Origin of the sequence: Sphingomonas sp. QA11, from assembly GCF_028473665.1 — a bacterium.
GTDB lineage: Bacteria > Pseudomonadota > Alphaproteobacteria > Sphingomonadales > Sphingomonadaceae > Sphingomonas > Sphingomonas phytovorans.
In genome coordinates this window covers 3,099,523-3,116,492 of the sequence record NZ_CP098774.1, presented here as the reverse complement: position 1 = coordinate 3,116,492, position 16,970 = coordinate 3,099,523, and the positions used below count along the sequence as shown (strand labels likewise).

Here is a 16,970-nt window from a genome sequence, read left to right as displayed (position 1 = left end):
TCTTTGGTCGCAAGGCATGTCGCCGCTGCGCGGATCCGGGCTAGCCTTGCCCCGAATCCCCGGGATGGAGGCAGCTATGAAATCGTTCCAATTCTCTCTTGCGCCGGAGAAGCTGTGGCAGGCGATCAACCCGATGACCTTCTATCAGCCGGGCGCGCAATATGGCTTCATCAACATCGATCTCGGCGCGACGCCGAAACCGGAGGTCGAGCAGGATATCCTCGACGAGGTCGGCAGCTATGGCCGCCAGCTCGGCCGGATCGGCGACGCGCTTGAGGTGCTGATGAAGCATGTCGAGCTCAAAGGGTTGAGCCCGGACGAGCAGGATGCGCTCTCGATCCTGCAGGGGCAACTCGCCGAAGTGCGGAAGATCAAGCGGCGAGACCGCGCACAGGAATGAGGCAGCGCTGCGCCGTCGCCTCGTGCGGCAGGCACCTGGCAAAACGATGCGGCAAATGCCACCATTCCGGTGCCGAAAGCGTCCAGCCGGCGGGCAAATTTCTGCATATTCCCGCCCGGCAACGGGGCGCGGGTCTCGCAGCGCTGATCGCTGTCGGCGGGAACCGCATTGATCCGATCATGTTGCCGGCCACGGGAGGGAAAGCGAAACATGAGTCTCAAGCCGCCGTCAACGATCCGGGACCAGCTTCGATTTTTCCATTCGATGCCGGGATCTGGCGGGATCGCGAAGATCAACGACGTCACCGTGCAGAACAGCACGCAGAACGAGAAGCACAAGACCGCGACCGGGCTGCATGTCATCGTGGACGACCAGGATCCGGAGCAGACGCTGTTCGGGATTACCTCGGTGCCGCGCGAAACCCGTCTTACCGCCAACGCACGGGAAAAGGGCTGGCAGAAGGTCGCGAAGCTGACCGTCATCTGCGACACGCTGACCGTCCGGTGCGACTGGTGGCTCCCCGAATGCGACCTCACCATCTATGCCCGCAGGATCGAGTTCGAGGGCGACGGGCGGATCGATACCAGTCCGCCTGGCTGGGCGACGCCCAAGGCGCAGGATTCGGTCGGCAAGACGCCCGGTGCGAACGGCGCCAACGGCCATGCGGGCGGCGATGCCAGCATCTATGCGAACGAAATAGTCACCCCGAAGGGCACCAGCCGCAAACGCATCATCACCGATGGCCTGGACGGCCAGGGCGGTGGCAAGGGGCAGAATGGCGCGGACGGCAAGAGCGCCTCGGGCTATCTCTATCTCTCGAACAACTATGTCGACAGGAGATCCTACACAGACAGCGGCATGAAGACGACGGTCGCCGTCAAGCTAGACAAGCACGGGGACCGGCAGGTGCTGGGCATCCGGCGAATCTGGAAGGTCGCCGAGTTCTTCGATGGCAGCAACAATGTGGAGGGCACGACCGTACCGCCCACCAAGGGCGAGCCGGGCATCGCCCCCGGCGATTCCGGCAATGGTGGCGCGGCCGGGAAGCTGGTCACCAACCAGCCGGCGATCGCGAAGCTATGGTCGGGCAAGCCGGGCAAGGCGGGACCGCGCGCGCCCAAGGCTTTGGGCGGCAAGGGTGGATATCCACGCGCTTCCGTATTCTACGACTGCATCTATTATCACGAATTCCATCTGTGGGGTGACGACGACAATTCGAAGACGGCGAAGGTCTCCGTCACCGAATACAGCACCGAGGACGGCAAAGACGCCGAGGGAAAGGCCGGCAACGATGCCGACCCGGTAGCCGAGCAACTGATCGATGCCGACGCCGCGATCTGGCTCCATCCGACGCTGGTGCCGCTAACGATGGGCTATATCCGCGAAAGCTATCTGACCGAGCAGCGCGACGAGGCGAAGCGCCTGGTCGATCTCTATGCCGACGCGTTCCTGTCACCGCTCCCGACCGGCAACAAGGCCTGGAAAGCCAAGGACGGCGTCTATTGGCGATCGATCCAGACCGAACTGGCGACGCTCGCCCAGCGTCTCGCGTCCCGTCTCGATTATTTCGGCAAGCCCGCGGGCTATACGCCGCTGCTGTCGCTCTCCAGCTCCTTCCAGCTCTATCGGATGGAGGTCGACATGGCGCTCGAAGTGCTGATGTTCACCAGCTGGGTGGTGGAGAAGCAGCGTTCCCAGTCGGAAGGGGCCGAAAGCAGCGAGGCGGCCGCGCGGCTGATCCTCAAGGAGAATGCGAAGCTGGTCGAGCAGATCGGTGGCGCTGAAGCGAAGTCGGCGGGGCTGACTCAGCGTATCACTGCCCTCGCCAAGGCGCAGGACGAGATCCAGGGTAAGCTCAACGTCACCTATACCCGCCTCTACAACGAGGCCTCGAACGACATGGCGAAGAAGGGGCAGATCAAGTTCGCCGTGAACCTCGCGGCCGCCCTGTGCCAGGTCGTGCCGGTGGGCCAGCCGATCCTGGGCGGTGTCGCGTCGATGGCGGCGGACGCCACCGACCTGCTCGACAAGGATCCGAAGGATGTGATGGCCTCGCTCAAGACGAGGCTGGGCGATACCGTCGATGCCTATAAGGCAGCGAAGAAGGATGCCGACGAGGTCATCAAGAAGGCCAAGGACGAGGCGAAGGAACTGGCCGGCGCGGAAGGCGGCAAGAAGCTGAGCGTCGATGACATCAAGAAGCTGTCCGAAACCAAGCCTTCGGCCTGGTCGACGGTCGGCAAGGGGCTCGCCCCCGCCGCCTCGCATCTCAAGAAAGCCTATGAAAGCATGCAGCTTCCCCAGGCGGAGATCGAGACTCAACTGGCCAGGCTCGCTGCCAAGGACGAGGCGTGGAAAGCGCTGTCCAAGGAGATCAGGGAGGTCATCGAACAGCGTGCTTCGGTGCAGGAGGAAGTGATCCAGCTCGGCCAGCAGGTCGGGCAGGGCTATGCCGACCTCGCCGACAATATGGACAGCCTGGCGGGTCTGTTCGACAAGGAGGCGTCGGCACGTACCCGGATGCTCAACGCCAATGCGTTCACCGCGATCGCTGGCATGCGCAACCGCGCCCGGATCGCGCTGACTGAGGCGCTGTACAATCTGGTGCGGGCGTTCGAATCCTCGCTGCTCAAATCGGTCGAGGTCAACTGGTCGCTCGATACCCTGTACGAGCAGGTCAACACCTTGCTCAGCGACAAGCCGCTCCACAAATGGACCGACAAGGAGGTGCGCGACCGGGTCGCCACGCTGAAGCCGCTGTTCAAGAGCAACCTGGCCGAGATTCGCGCCAGCCTGATCAAGGATGTGGAAAAGCTGGACATGGTCGATCGCGATGTCGACCTGGTCATCGACGGCGACACCGCGGGCGATCCGATCGAGCTGCTGAACGAGGGTATGAGCGCCGAGATCAGCACGCTCCGGCTCGGCGCGGTCGAGCCCGACTGGCAGCGGCAGATGATGGCTGACATCAGGCTGAACCGAATCCTGTTCGAAGGGGCACCGGCCGACCTGCCCGACAAGGGCGACGTCGAGATCATCATCGAGATCGGCGAGCTGGGGATCGTGCGCAACGACGACCAGCTTTACGGCCTGAGGCTGCCGGTCTCGCTGGTGAAGTCCTATCGCTATCATTTCTCCAACGGCACGATCACCAAGGCGCAACAAAGCGCGCTGGCCAAGGACCTGATGAACCTGATCCTCGACGACGCCGACGACCGGATCAAACAGAAGATGGCGATGCCCTCGGCCTGGACGACGCTGACCCTGAAGGCCGCGTTTAACCTGCGCGGCAACAAACCGGCGCCGAAGATAAAGCGGATCGACCTGACGATGGTCGTCAGCAGCGTGAAGGCGAAATCGAAGCAGATAGTGCTCGATCTTGCCACGTCCGACGGCTTCTCCGCGCTGGGGTTGCCCGCCCTGTCGGCTGACGGCTTCACGGAAACCTATCGGATCTTCGACGGCAAGCAGGGCGATACGGAGATCGCGGTTGTCGAGGCAAGCGCGGGGACGGTGATCGACCATTGGGTGGTCAGCCAGGGCGGCAAGACAGTCGAGAAGACCGGGCAGTCGATCAAACTGCCGATCGATCGCAACACGCGGATCGAGGCGGTGTTCAGGCAGGCGTGATCCGATACGCCGCCGCGACAGGGACCGGCCCCGTCGCGGCGGCGTTCAGGAAACGGGCGTCGTCATTCCCCGCACCATCGTCTCGGCTGCAACCCGTGGTCGATCCGATGCCGGAAGCATGATCGTCGCCATGCGATTCATCGCGGCGGCGAAGGAGTGGGAGGCATCGTACAGCGCACGCGACGCCGGGTCGAACGCCGGCAGGTCGGCCCCGGCCGCGTCGCGTATCGCCGCCAGGAAGCCGTTCGCGTCCTCGGCCCGCCATCCGGCCGCGGCAACGGCGGGGCCATAGCCCGAAAAAGCCTCGCTGGTGCCGATGATGCGCTTGCCGAACATCAGTGCCTCGGCGACCTTGGTCTTCATGCCCGATCCCTCGAAGATCGGCGCGACGACGCAGCAGGCGCCGGCATAGCAATGGGCGAGATCGTCAACGGCGCCGACGATGCGGATGTTGGGCGAGGCGCCGAATTCCCCGCTTAGCGCTTCCATGCCTTGCCCGACGATCATGGTCGGCAGCGGGGATCGCGGCGCTACCTCCCGCAAGAACCATTCGATCCCGCGCCGGTTGGCGTAGAAGGCGCCGCCGACGAAAAGCAGGTAGTGCTCGCTTCGGGACAGGGGCCCGGGGCGAGGCGAAGGGAGGGCGTCCTCGACCGCGATGGGCGATATATAGTCGGCGCCGCGGCCATAGACGCGACTCAGGCCCTCCGAATCCCGTGCTGAAAGGCAGATGATCGCGTCGCTGTGCCGCACCGCGTTGCGCTCCGCGGCATAGTTCGCGGCGAGGAGGCGAAGCGACAGAACCGTTCGCTTCGCCCGGACGGCACCCAGGAAGAAGCGCGCCTCGACATTGTGGAAGAAGGTGACCACCCGGACGTCGGGAAAGGCGCGTTTGATCGGCGGGACGAGATGCCCGAGGCTCGACCCGTCGACGAACACCTGCCCCGCGGAGACGTCGCCGATCCGGGCGAGGATGCGCGCCGTTTCCAGCCGGTCGGCCTCGCCCGGATGCCCGCGCATGGTGTCGATCAGGCCGGCGACTGATCTCTTCGTCAGCCGGTGAACCGTCAGGGACTCGCCGAACAATATTTTCAGCGCCCGCGCGTTGAGCCGGCACAGAAGCTCCCGCCCACCCGGCGGCGCGTCCGGATCCATCAGGGTGATCAGAAGGATCTTTTCGGGATCGGGCACGGGCATACCGCTCAGGTGCAATAGGCGGCATGGTGCGACAAGTAGTGTCGTGACGCCGGATTATGTTCCGTCCATCGGCGATATGCCCGTGAAGTCGAGATGGCGTGTGACATAAATCGACCTGGATATCGGCCGGTTGCCCGGCTTTCACGAGGGAAATCGAATGAAAACGGGCTCCTCGGGGACGTGATTTTTGTCATGCCTGTAGGCAGGCGCACGGCCGGTGAGGATGGCCGTTTTGATCGGGTTCGGAATGTTGGTATCTGATACGCTGGCGGCACAAGCCGAACAGGGGGGCAAGCCGATGAAAACCTGGATCATAGCCTTGGCCGCGCTGGCGATCGCGGCGACCGGGCAGGCTGCGGCGGCACAGGAGGTGCCGGCGGCGATCTTCACTGATCCGGTGCGCGACGCGGCGCATCCCGCGCGGATGGAGGTGCTGCATATCCCGAGCGGCGGCGTGGCGATCAACGGTCTCGCCTATGTCGCGGCGGGGGCGGGGCCGCATCCGGTGGTGCTGCTGTGCCACGGCCTGCCCGGCCATGAGAAGAATCTCGATCTCGCCCAGGCGATCCGGCGGGCCGGGTGGACGGTCGTCACCTTCAACTATCGCGGCTCCTGGGGCAGCCCCGGCAGCTATCGCTTCGCCAACGACCTCGAAGATGCCGATGCGGTGCTTGCCTGGCTGCGCACCCCGGCCAACGCCGCACGCCTCGGCATCGACCCCAAACGCATCGCGATGGTCGGGCACAGCCTGGGCGGATGGGTGACGGCGCTGACGGCGGCGCATGATCCGGCGCTGATCGGTGCCGCGATGATCTCGCCCGGCAATATCGGCTTTCTCGGCCGGATGCCGCGCGACACGGCGGCGGGCTTCTTCGCCGCCAACGGCCTTGAGGCGCTGGCCGATACGAGCGGCACGATCATGGCGGACGAGGCGATCGCCCATGCGGACGCTTTCGATTTCGTGAAGGCCGGACCGCGCCTGACCGGCACCAATTTGTTCGTGCTGACCTCCGACGACGGCTTCGCGCCGGAGGCGGACCGCCTGGCCGCCGCGGTGAAGGCGGCCGGGGGCAAGAAGCTGTCGACCGTGCATGTCGCGACCGACCATGGCTGGTCCGACCGGCGCATCCGGCTTGAGAGCGAGATCATTCGGTGGCTGGATGGGTTGGGGCGGTGATTGCCGACGAGGCTCTGCGTTCTGCCGTCGAGCGAAGCTATGAAGCGTTTGCCCGGGAGGCACCCCCGACACAATGGCGTGCGGCTCCCTCGCGGAATGGGGATAGGCTCCTGCGTACCCTGACGTCAGTACCGTTGCGTGACCTGAGTGCCGAGGCCATCGGTCCTTATTCGGGTTGGGCGATCACGACGGTAGGTTCGGAACGCGACTACCGCCATTTTCTGCCGCGTATCCTGGAGCTTGCTGCATGCGATGGCACATGGCTCGGGGCAGAACCGGCGGTGATAGCCAGCAAGCTGAAGATGGGGCGGTGGGAAGAGTGGGATACGGACCAGCACAGTGCGGTGCCGGCCGTGTTCGAGGCGGGATTTTGCGCGTCGCTCGATATGCTGCCGGGTTATGGATACACGGCGGATAGCTGGCTGTGCGGGTTGGCGGCGCTCGACCGGCCCATTGAACCGTGGCTGACGCTGTGGGAAGGATCGACGTCTTTGAACGCCGCGCTTCAGTTGTCCTCCTTCATACGAACGGAGGAGTGGCCGTTGGATTCTGCCACGGCGGTATCGGGTGGCTTCTGGGAAGAAGTGAGCCCGGCCTTGCGTCGGCAGATTGCCTGCTGGCTGATGGATGCGCCTCTTCGATGAGTGATCGAGGTGTCATTCGATAGGGTGACGCTGGAGGATTGATATGAGGTGGAGCAAGCGCTGGCTGATTTAGATCGGTCGGCGAACTGACCGGGCTATCGGTGTGATCCCTATGAATTAATATAGTATCCCTTTAAATCTGCGTTTGCTGGATATAAGGCAGGCGCGCTTACGAAAGTGGTAGGGGATATATCATTGATATTACTGCGATAAATCTTCTTTCGCCCTACGGTTCCGCCAACGAATTACGAAACGGCCGCGTAGAACGGGACGTACCTCGCATTCCGATTTCCTTGATCCTCACTAAGAGGTTTTATCCTCCCAGCGGCCAATGCGTCTCGGATCACGATCGACACCTGTGGATACTGCTTCTGCGAAAGCCCGAATCGCTCACGTAAGGTTGTATTGCTCATTGGATCGCCTTGCTCATGTCGCAAGCACGCATGTTGGAAACAGGCTCTAATGCGTTCCTCCTGGCTCATGTTAGCGAATCGCCTAGGCATGAAAACCGTTACGACGGTCGAGCCTTCAACTTCCTCGATCAAAGGCGGCGGGAGTGCCGCCTTCTCGATTTCCGTGATGGCGCGGTCGACTCCGCTACCCCGTTCCTCACAGAATCCAGCTTCCCGCATAAGCCTAGCGAAACGCGGGTTCCTACTTTTTGACGGTGTATCAATGAACCGGTCGACGGATACAAGTGGAAGTCCAGGGTTTGATATGCGCACCCTATCCTTAAACACCTCAACTACGGGTTTTGACGTGGCGTCAGTAAAATCTTGATGAACAAGGGCGTTCGCCAAAAATTCTCGTATAGAAATTTCAGGTATAGCGTAAATCTTCTTTCTAACTCCGTGCTGCATTTCCTCTACGCTAGGTATGTGATTCATCACATGTTCTAGAAATCCTACGAAGGTAACAAGATGGCCCTTGTGGCTTTCCTTGTCGGCCAAGGCATTTAGTTTGTTGGTTCCTTTGTATGCGATTACTCGAGAACCCTTGTTCTCTAGAGAGGGAAATTCACGAAACTCTCTCGCACTGGCGATCGCTAATAATGAGGAAACTTCAAATTTTCCTTGTAAATCACTTTTAATAAGACCAGAGATAGTTAGGTAATCTACCTTCATTTTGCGGGAAAGTGTTTTCTTTCCTATTCTATTTAGTAGAACATCAAGGGCGAACGCTTTCTCTATCTCGCTGAAAGTGAGATGATCCTTCAATGTGCTTGTCTCGAAGGAATAGCGAGAAGTTATCTGCCAGAGCGCGCGCTCCCGTTCAGGGTAGTTCGACAACGGTTGTTGAGAAGATGATACTCGAATATATGGTATCTTTTTGAACTTAACCGGCTGACGGTAGCCTGGGTCTATGCAGAGAATCTGCACATTTTTGCCATCTATATCCACCGATTCGGTATTTATCGTTATATGCGGATCAAGATACTTATTGAGCCACAGGAGAAAAGATTCTGACCCGACCTTTTCTCCTAATAGGTCTACCCTAGTGCCAACGATAGTGTGATCGTCGTCTCTGACTCCGAAGATTAAATAGGCAGCATCCTTGCCGTCAAACATAGCGGAGTTCGCTAGCGATGACACATACTGACCAACCGAATCTTCGTTGAACTTGTTCTCTTTAAACTCTACCCATCCCGTCTCTTGAGGGAGTGCGCAAAGAGACTCAACTAATCGTTTAGGGTCATGAATGTGCATATCGCTCGATTCGCTCCAGTATCAGACTTGAAGCTGCGCGCTACGCGCATCACTCCGCCGCCACGCCAGCCTGCGAGAACATATCCCCGCCGCCAGCCGCATCCCCGGCATCCTCATTCGCAGCCTTGCCGCCCTTGGCCTTCTGCCGCTTGTCGAACCCGTCCCACACCTCGTTCCAGTTCCCCCGCGTCGCGGCCTTCGAATATTCCGTCGCGCGCTGCTCGAAGAAGTTGGCGTGCTCGACGCCGTTGAGCAGCGGGGCGAGCCAGGGCAGGGGGTGTTCGTCGATCATGTAGATCGGCTTCAGGCCGAGCTGGCCCAGCCGCCAGTCGGCGATGTAGCGGATATACTTCTTGATCTCCTTGGGCGTCATGCCGTTGACCGGGCCCATCTCGAAGGCGAGATCGATGAAATTATCCTCCAGGTGCACGGTCGTCTGGCACATCTCGCGGATGTCGGATTTGACCGCCTTGGTCAGGCAATCCCGCTCCTTGCAGAAGGCGTGGAACAGCTTGATGATTCCCTCGCAGTGAAGGCTCTCGTCGCGCACGCTCCACGACACGATCTGGCCCATGCCCTTCATCTTGTTGAAGCGCGGGAAGTTCATCAGCATCGCGAAGCTGGCGAAGAGCTGAAGCCCCTCGGTGAAGCCGCCGAACATCGCCAGCGTCTTGGCGATATCCTCGTCGGTGTCGACGCCGAAGCCCTGCAGGTAATCATGCTTGTCCTTCATCTCGCTATATTCGAGGAAGGCGCCATATTCGCTCTCGGGCATGCCGATCGTGTCGAGCAGGTGGCTGTACGCCGCGATATGCACCGTCTCCATGTTGGAGAAGGCGGCGAGCATCATCTTGATCTCGGTCGGCTTGAAGATGCGGCCATATTTCTCGTGATAGCAATCCTGCACCTCGACGTCCGCCTGGGTGAAGAAGCGGAAGATCTGGGTGAGCAGGTTGCGCTCATGGTCGCTGAGCTTTTGCGCCCAGTCGCGGCAATCCTCGCCTAGTGGCACTTCCTCCGGCATCCAGTGGATCTGCTGCTGGCGCTTCCAGAACTCGAACGCCCAGGGGTATTCGAACGGCTTGTACTGCTTGCGGGCTTCGAGGAGGGACATGGTAGTTCCTTAGTTACTGGCGGGAGGCACGACGCCGATCGCGACCAGGATGGACATGAGGGTGAGGAAGGCGGCGCCTGCAATCACAAGCCAGCCGGTTGATTTCGAGAAACCCACAATGACGCGGTGCTGCCAGCGGCGGGCGTCATAGGGCGGTGGGTCGGTGGTGGTGGCTGAGAATAGGCCTTGCCACACGCTTTCGGATGAGCGCCTGATCTGGCGGAGGCCGAAAGTCCCGGCCACGAGCCAGGCAAGCGCCAGCGTCAGGGGAAGCCACCAGTTCATGCTGCCCCCCACGAATTCAGCGCCCAGGCGAAGCGGCCGAGCAGCAGCGCCAGCGCGATCAGCATGGTGCCGGCGATACGACGGCCATAGACGGCGCCTTCGCTCCGCGCCGGTCGCGTGAACACGTACAGCCCGCCGGCAGCGGAGGTCGCGGCGACCGCGGCCATGATGAGTGGGGCACGGTTCATCCGTTGCGGCCCCGTACATAGACGGTCCTGTAGACGGTCCGGGTGCCGCGGTGCGATCCGACGCCGAAAAAGACGATGCCGATGAAATAGCCGAAATCATACCAGCCGCCATTGTTCGGCACCGCATAGACAGCGACGTCGGGCATGAAGAGCGACAGGAACCAGGCGATCGGGAAAATGATGCCGTGCCACACGCCAAGCAGGAAGCCGGGCGCGCTTGGCTGAACCGCGGAACCGATCTGGTGCGCGCAGGCCGACAGGGTCGCGACGAGCGCGAGGGCGGCAAGGGTGCGGAGGCGGGTGCGGTTCATTGGACCACTCTCAGATAGAGGCTGTAGGCGAGCAGGCCGACGCCGACGATGAACGGGACCAGCGCGACGATCTTCGCCTGTTCGGGCGGGATGCGCTGGCCGAGCGCATCCTTCTTGGCCTCGCGGCTGGCGATCATCGTCACCAGCACGCCGAGGAAGACGCAGAAACAGGCGATGGTCACCAACATGGCCAGGACTCCGGTCGCTTGCATCGAATCGGTTTTGCGCGCGTTGTGTGGCGGCATCCGTAACGAAGGAGGAATGCATATGGCCGACGCGAGCACAATCAGGGAACATATGGAAGTCATCGGCGCCGACGGTGTCCATGTCGGGACCGTCGATCATGTGGAGGGCGACCGGATCAAACTGACCAAGGCCGACAGCGGCCAGGGGCGTCATGAGGGGCACCATCACTTCATCTCGCTCGGCCTGGTGGCCGATGTCGAGGGCGACAAGGTGCGGCTCAGCGCCAACGGCGACGTGGCGGTGACGTTCGAGGAAGAGGCGTGAGCTAATTCCCCTCTCCCCTTGTGGGAGAGGGAGGGGCCCATGCGAAGCATGGGAGGGTGAGGGGGCTGAGGTCACCGCGTGCGACTCCCCCTCATCCGGCCCTTCGGGCCACCTTCTCCCACAGGGGGAGAAGGGATATGCGGTGCTATCGTTGCGATGACGCCATCGATGTTCGTCAGGACATCATTGTTCCAGAAACGCAGCACCCGATAGCCCTCGTCTTCGAGAAAGCGGGTGCGTTGCGCATCATAGGTCACGGCATCGGCATGCTGGCCGCCGTCAGCCTCGACGATCACCTTGGCGGCATGCGAGCAATAGTCGGCGAAATAGCCGCCCATCGGGACCTGGCGGCGGAATTTCGCATGGGAAAAGGCTTCGCGTAGCGCACGCCACAGTAGTTTTTCGGCCTCGGTCGGGTCGCGGCGTAAATCGCGTGCACGGGCGGTCGTTGTCGAGGATAGCAACTGGCGTTTCGTCAGGCCTTCTGCATTCCCCCTCACCTTCCCACGCGGCTTCGCCACGCGGGCCCCTTCCTCTCCCACAAGGGGAGAGGAGTTTGGTCGCGCTTCGCTATTTCCCACTCCCCTTGTGGGAGAGGGAGGGAGCGCCGGAGGCGCGGAAGGGTGAGGGGGACTTAACGGAACCACCTCACTGGCACGCCAGGCACTCGTCATAATCCTTCGATTCGACCTGGATCTCGCGCAGGTCGATCGTGTTGTCGGCCTCAACGCCGCCGGCGAAACCGGCGCGCTGGATGCTCTTCGAGCGGAGATAATAGAGCGACTTGATGCCAAGCTCCCACGCGCGGAAGTGGAGCATCAGCAGATCCCATTTCTCCACATCGGCCGGGATGAACAGGTTCAGCGACGCCGACTGGTCGATATAGGGCGTGCGGTCGGCGGCGAGTTCGATCAGCCAGCGCTGGTCGATCTCGAAGCTGGTCTTGAAACAGTCCTTCTCCTCCTGGGTAAGGAAGTCGAGATGCTGCACCGAGCCGCCCTGCTCGAGGATCGAGTTCCACACCGCGTCCGAGTTCTTCGACTTCTCGATGAGGAGCTTTTCCAGATACGGGTTGCGGATCGACCAGGAGCCGCTGAGCGTCTTGTGGGTGTAGACGTTCGCCGGGATCGGCTCGATGCAGGCGCTGGTGCCGCCGCAGATGATGCTGATCGACGCGGTCGGCGCGATCGCCATCTTGCAGCTGAACCGCTCCATCACGCCCATGTCGGCGGCGTCGGGGCACGGCCCGCGCTCGACGGCGAGCTGCATCGATGCTTCGTCGACCTGGCCCTTGATGTGCTTGAACATCTTCAGGTTCCAGCTCTTGGCCATCGCGCCTTCGAAGGCGAGGCCGCGGGCCTGGAGGAAGCTGTGATAGCCCATCACGCCGAGGCCGACCGAGCGCTCGCGCATCGCCGAATAGGCGGCATGCTCCATGCCGGGTTCGGCGCGGTCGATGAAATCCTGCAGGACATTGTCGAGGAAACGCATCACGTCCTCGATGAAGCCCTTCTCGCCCTTCCACTGATCCCAGGTCTCAAGGTTCAGCGACGACAGGCAGCAGACGGCGGTGCGATCATTGCCGAGATGGTCCTTGCCGGTCGGCAGCGTGATCTCTGAACACAGGTTCGAGGTCGAGACCTTGAGGCCTAGGTCGCGGTGATGCTTTGGCATCGCCTTGTTCACATGGTCGGAGAAGACGATGTAGGGCTCGCCGGTGGCGAGGCGGGTCTCCACCAGCTTCTGGAACAGCGCGCGGGCATCGACCGTGCCGCGGACCGAACCGTCCTTCGGGCTGGTCAGGTTCCATTCGGCGCCGTCGCGCACCGCCTCCATGAAGGCGTCGGGGATCAGCACGCCGTGATGCAGGTTCAGCGCCTTGCGATTGAAGTCGCCCGAGGGTTTGCGGATCTCGAGGAATTCCTCGATCTCGGGATGCGAGACGTCGAGATAGCAGGCGGCCGAGCCGCGGCGGAGCGAGCCCTGGCTGATCGCGAGGGTGAGCGAATCCATCACGCGCACGAACGGGATGATGCCGCTCGTCTTGCCGTTCAGGCCGACCGGCTCGCCGATGCCGCGCACATTGCCCCAATAGGTGCCGATGCCGCCGCCGCGCGAGGCGAGCCAGACATTCTCGTTCCAGGTGTCGACGATGCCGTTCAGGCTGTCGGGCACCGAGTTCAGGAAGCAGGAGATCGGCAGGCCACGGCCGGTGCCGCCGTTCGACAGCACGGGCGTGGCGGGCATGAACCACAGGCGCGAGATATAGTCGTAGATTCGCTGCGCATGCGCCGCATCGTCGGCATAGGCCGAGGCGACGCGGACGAACAGGTCCTGGTACCGCTCGCCCGGGAGCAGATAGCGGTCGTTCAGCGTCTCCTTGCCGAAATCGGTGAGCAGCGCGTCGCGCGAATGATCGACCTCGACCGGGTAGAGCTGCGGCTTCACTTCCTTGGAATCGCCGCGCGCCGCCAGCTTGCGCTTGGCGCCACCATTCTTGCTCGATGTGTCGGCGGCAGGCGCGGCGCTCGCGGCGGCGTCGATCGTATCGGTGGCCATGGTTACGCTTGCCTCCTGGGTATCTCTGAAATCCATCGCTCTCTGCCCCTGTCTTTCATCAAACATACACGACCGTCCCGCCCACTGGCGTTCCCGGTCCGTTCGAATCGGGGGCGAACCCCCATGATATCATTTCTAGGGCGCCCATGGGGAACAAACTCTGCCCTGCCCGCGACTTGCGACGCGAGGTTGGTACATTCCGCAATATGGGGTCGCGGTGGTTGTTCTACCAGTTCTTGGGTTCGCCCCCGAACTCAACCCCAACAGATTGTGCTCATTCGATCCGGACCGCAAGACGGTAAATGACAGTTGGGAGACTCGGTTCGTCGCTAATTTGAGTCAGTTCATGGCATCGGCGAAGCGGTGCGATGCAACGACGCGTGGAGTTCTGCGGGGTTCGTGGATTGCAAGGGAACGAACGCGGAACGCACCTATATTTTCATATCGGGGCGTGGTGCCGCCATCGGCAGCGTGACGATCGCGCGCAGCCCGCCGCCGGGTGCCGCCTCGAGCGCGAGGGTGCCGCCATGGAGTTCCGTCAGTTCGCGTACGATGGACAGGCCGAAGCCGTGGCCGTCCCCGCTTTCGTCGAGTCGGCGGCCTGGGCGCAGGGCTTCGGCCCGGTCTCCGGCGGCAATGCCCGGGCCGTCATCCTCGATGGCGATTCGGGCTTTTGCGGCGGGGCCGGGCTCGGCTGACAGCGTGATTCGGCTTACCGCCCAGCGCCAGCCATTGTCGAGCAGATTGCCGAGCAGTTCGTCCAGATCCTGCGGGTCGACCGCCAGTGCGAGCCCGGCTGGCATTGATCGGGAAAAGGCGATGGCGCGGTCGGCATGGATTCGCGCGAGCGCCCCGGCGACGCCGTCCACCGCCGGTTCGAGCAGAGTGCGCCGCCGCGTCGCGCCGCCCGACGCATCGGCGCGGGCCCGGCCGAGATGGTGGCGGATCGACCTGTCCATGCGCGAGACCTCGGCGGCCATCGTGCCGTCCGGGTCGCTGCCCCGCTCGTCCAGGCGCAGCGCGAGCGTGGCAAGCGGCGTCTTCAGGCCGTGCGCGAGGTTGGCGACATGGCTGCGGGCATTGGCGAGCGCGGCGGTGTTTTCGGAGAGCAGGGCGTTAAGTTCGTCGGCGAGTGGCTGGAGTTCGGCTGGCTGGTCGCCGGGGACGGCTTCCGCGCGCCCGGCACGGACCGAGGCGAGCGACTCCTTCAGCAGGGCGAGCGGGCGTAGGCCTAGACGGAGCTGGACCAGGGTCGCGACGCCGAGCGCCAGCCCGAGCAGGGTGAGCGAGCCGAGCAAGGGCGCCATGGCGGCACGCAGCGGCCGCTCGACGATCTCGCGTGGCGCCGAGGCGGCGATGCGCACGGGGCCGGCGCTCGTCCGGACGGTGATGCTGCGCGCGTGGCGGGCGCCACCCTTCGCATCGCGCCAGTCGAGCGGCCGGGGCTCGCCTTCCTCGCGCCGGCGATGGCGATGATCCTGCAGGTCGGGGGGCGGGGGCTGCTCGATCCGGGGGAGGTCTGCCGAGGCGATGCTCCCGGCGGGTGCATCGATCCGCCAGCCCCAGCCTGAGCCGGCCCGGTCGAACGGCGCGGGGGAGACAAGGCGCGATCGATCGATCGTGCCGTCGGGGCTGACCGCGGTGGCAAGCAGCGCGACCTGGGCGTCGAGGCGCTGGTCGAGGCCCTGCATGACGAAATGTTCGAGCACCGCGCCAATCGCCAGCGCGGCGAAGGCGAGCGCCGCGATCGTCGCGAGAGCGGCCAGCGCGGCAAGGCGGCCGAACAGCGATCGCGGCATCAGCCTCATGGCCGGGCTTCGGTCGGGTGCCCGGTCGGGTGCCCGGTCAGGCGCCCGGTCAGACGATAGCCCCGGCCGCGCACCGTCTCGATCAGGTCGCGGCCGATCTTTCGCCGTAACCGGCCGATGATCACTTCGAGCGAGTTGGAATCGGGATCGACATCGCCTTCATAGACATGCTCGAGCAGGTCGAGCCGGTCGATCACCGCTTCCTTGCGCAGCATCAGCGCCGAGAGCACGCGCCATTCGAGCGCGGTGAGGCGGAGCGGCAGGCGGTCGAGTTCGAACTGGCCGGTCTGTGCATCGAAGCTGAGCGGGCCGCAGGCGATCAGCGTGGCGGAATGGCCGGCAGCGCGGCGGATCAGCGCGCGCAGGCGCATCACCAGCTCCTCGACCCGGAACGGTTTCGTCAGATAATCGTCGGCCCCGGCGCGGAACCCTTCGACCTTGTCCGACCAGCCGTCGCGCGCGGTGAGGATCAGCACGGGCAGGCTTCGGCCGGCGGCGCGCCATTCCTGCAGCACGGCGATGCCCGGTTTCACTGGCAGGCCGAGATCCAGCACCGCCGCATCATAAATGCCGGTATCGCCGAGATGCGCGCCGTCCTCGCCGTTGCCGGCGATGTCGACCGCGAAATTCTCGGCGCGCAGCGCCCGGGCGATGCCGTCGGCGAGCGCCGCGTCGTCCTCGACCAGCAAGATGCGCATCGGGGCTCCTTTCCGTCACCGCGCTAGGCCCGTGGCTTAAACCGAAACTGAACGGGTAGGTTCAGCGGGGTGTGGGCGGGTATCGCTATCACGGCTTCACTCGGAAACGATGGAGTGAAACCGAATGACTGAAGAAACCACCGAAAAGCCGGCACGCAAGCCGTCGCTTCGCATGACCCTTGCCGCCATCGCCCTGCTGGGCGCTGGCGGTGCGGTTGGCGCGACCGCGGCGCGGATGGCCGGCCCCTCGATCGAGGTGGCGCCGCTCAATCCCGTGACGATCGCCTCGCTCAAGACCGGCCAGGGCCTGGTCACCGTGCGCGGCAAGGTCGGGGAGGTCTATGGATCGAACTTCATCCTGGCCGATGCGAGCGGCCGTACGATGATCGAGGGCGGGCCGCGGTCCGATGGCCTCGTCACGGCCGGCAGCTCGGTGACGGTGCAGGGCTGGAACCGGAACGGCTTGCTGCGCGCCTCCTTCCTGGTCGGCGCGGACGGCACGGTGACCGCACTTGGGCCGATAGGCCATGGCGGAAGGCATGGCGGGCCGGATGGTCCCGGTCGTGAAGGTCCCGGTCGCGAGGGTCCTGATCGTGACGGTCCTGACGCTCCGCCGCCGCCCGCCGCGGCAGCGCCGCCTGCCCCGGCGCCGGTCGGCAACAGCGCGGGGTAAAACAACGCTCACCGTCATGCCGGACTCTTTTCGGCATCCACCGTCCCGCAGGCGCGGCCGTTGCGAGTGC

Annotated in this window: 17 protein-coding genes; 6 read left to right on the top strand and 11 right to left on the bottom strand. The window is 63.3% G+C overall.

Annotated elements, in window-relative coordinates:
• The first annotated feature begins 76 nt into the window (after positions 1-76).
• Both NDN01_RS14375 and NDN01_RS14370 read left to right on the top strand, forming a co-directional pair.
• The gene (locus NDN01_RS14375) at positions 77-400 is read left to right on the top strand and encodes a hypothetical protein (RefSeq protein ID WP_272622272.1); all 324 of its coding nucleotides are present in this window, start codon (positions 77-79) and stop codon (positions 398-400) included.
• 210 nt (positions 401-610) lie between these two features.
• The gene (locus tag NDN01_RS14370) at positions 611-4,030 is read left to right on the top strand and encodes a hypothetical protein (protein ID WP_272622271.1); all 3,420 of its coding nucleotides are present in this window, start codon (positions 611-613) and stop codon (positions 4,028-4,030) included.
• Between the two features lie 45 nt (positions 4,031-4,075).
• Here the strand turns inward: NDN01_RS14370 and NDN01_RS14365 are convergent, their stop codons facing one another.
• Positions 4,076-5,221, bottom strand: coding sequence for a glycosyltransferase (locus NDN01_RS14365; protein WP_272622270.1), 1,146 nt, complete (start codon positions 5,219-5,221; stop codon positions 4,076-4,078).
• A gap of 304 nt (positions 5,222-5,525) precedes the next feature.
• Here NDN01_RS14365 and NDN01_RS14360 point away from each other — a divergent pair, with 304 nt between their 5' ends.
• Both NDN01_RS14360 and NDN01_RS14355 read left to right on the top strand, forming a co-directional pair.
• Entirely contained in the window at positions 5,526-6,404 is an 879-nt protein-coding gene (locus NDN01_RS14360; protein WP_272622269.1) for an alpha/beta hydrolase family protein, read from the top strand.
• Positions 6,405-6,538: 134 nt separating this feature from the next.
• A complete protein-coding gene (locus NDN01_RS14355) occupies positions 6,539-7,048 on the top strand; it encodes a hypothetical protein (protein WP_272622268.1) in 510 nt (169 codons plus the stop codon).
• A 245-nt stretch (positions 7,049-7,293) separates the two neighbouring features.
• On the opposite strand, the gene NDN01_RS14350 is transcribed toward NDN01_RS14355, so the two are convergent.
• From NDN01_RS14350 to NDN01_RS14325, 6 genes are read right to left on the bottom strand one after another with little or no spacing between them, the layout of a single operon-like run.
• Positions 7,294-8,754, bottom strand: coding sequence for an ATP-binding protein (locus tag NDN01_RS14350; RefSeq protein ID WP_272622267.1), 1,461 nt, complete (start codon positions 8,752-8,754; stop codon positions 7,294-7,296).
• A gap of 49 nt (positions 8,755-8,803) precedes the next feature.
• Positions 8,804-9,868, bottom strand: coding sequence for a ribonucleotide-diphosphate reductase subunit beta (locus tag NDN01_RS14345; protein WP_272622266.1), 1,065 nt, complete (start codon positions 9,866-9,868; stop codon positions 8,804-8,806).
• A gap of 9 nt (positions 9,869-9,877) precedes the next feature.
• Entirely contained in the window at positions 9,878-10,153 is a 276-nt protein-coding gene (locus NDN01_RS14340; protein ID WP_272622265.1) for a hypothetical protein, read from the bottom strand.
• On the bottom strand, positions 10,150-10,341 hold the full coding sequence (locus NDN01_RS14335; RefSeq protein ID WP_272622264.1) for a hypothetical protein: 192 nt from the start codon (positions 10,339-10,341) through the stop codon (positions 10,150-10,152). The genes NDN01_RS14340 and NDN01_RS14335 overlap by 4 nt, the downstream gene beginning before the upstream one ends.
• Positions 10,338-10,652 carry a hypothetical protein gene (locus NDN01_RS14330; protein ID WP_272622263.1) on the bottom strand — a complete coding sequence of 105 codons (315 nt, stop codon included), beginning with the start codon at positions 10,650-10,652 and terminating at the stop codon, positions 10,338-10,340. Before NDN01_RS14330 ends, NDN01_RS14335 begins: the two co-directional genes overlap by 4 nt.
• Positions 10,649-10,864 carry a hypothetical protein gene (locus tag NDN01_RS14325; protein WP_272622262.1) on the bottom strand — a complete coding sequence of 72 codons (216 nt, stop codon included), beginning with the start codon at positions 10,862-10,864 and terminating at the stop codon, positions 10,649-10,651. The genes NDN01_RS14330 and NDN01_RS14325 overlap by 4 nt, the downstream gene beginning before the upstream one ends.
• A 55-nt stretch (positions 10,865-10,919) precedes the next feature.
• Here NDN01_RS14325 and NDN01_RS14320 point away from each other — a divergent pair, with 55 nt between their 5' ends.
• Positions 10,920-11,162 carry a DUF2171 domain-containing protein gene (locus NDN01_RS14320; RefSeq protein WP_272622261.1) on the top strand — a complete coding sequence of 81 codons (243 nt, stop codon included), beginning with the start codon at positions 10,920-10,922 and terminating at the stop codon, positions 11,160-11,162.
• Between the two features lie 71 nt (positions 11,163-11,233).
• Here NDN01_RS14320 and NDN01_RS14315 read toward each other — a convergent pair whose 3' ends face one another.
• From NDN01_RS14315 to NDN01_RS14300, 4 genes are all read right to left on the bottom strand, one after another.
• Entirely contained in the window at positions 11,234-11,683 is a 450-nt protein-coding gene (locus NDN01_RS14315) for an endonuclease domain-containing protein (protein WP_272622260.1), read from the bottom strand.
• Between the two features lie 127 nt (positions 11,684-11,810).
• Positions 11,811-13,757: a ribonucleoside-diphosphate reductase subunit alpha gene (locus NDN01_RS14310; protein ID WP_272622258.1), complete on the bottom strand. Its 1,947-nt coding sequence runs from the start codon at positions 13,755-13,757 to the stop codon at positions 11,811-11,813.
• Positions 13,758-14,152: 395 nt separating this feature from the next.
• Entirely contained in the window at positions 14,153-15,529 is a 1,377-nt protein-coding gene (locus tag NDN01_RS14305; RefSeq protein ID WP_272622257.1) for a sensor histidine kinase, read from the bottom strand.
• The gene (locus NDN01_RS14300) at positions 15,526-16,227 is read right to left on the bottom strand and encodes a response regulator (protein ID WP_272622255.1); all 702 of its coding nucleotides are present in this window, start codon (positions 16,225-16,227) and stop codon (positions 15,526-15,528) included. The genes NDN01_RS14305 and NDN01_RS14300 overlap by 4 nt, the downstream gene beginning before the upstream one ends.
• Before the next feature lie 124 nt (positions 16,228-16,351).
• Between NDN01_RS14300 and NDN01_RS14295 the strand changes: the two genes are divergently transcribed.
• Positions 16,352-16,900: a hypothetical protein gene (locus NDN01_RS14295; protein WP_272622253.1), complete on the top strand. Its 549-nt coding sequence runs from the start codon at positions 16,352-16,354 to the stop codon at positions 16,898-16,900.
• The last annotated feature ends 70 nt before the right edge of the window (positions 16,901-16,970 follow it).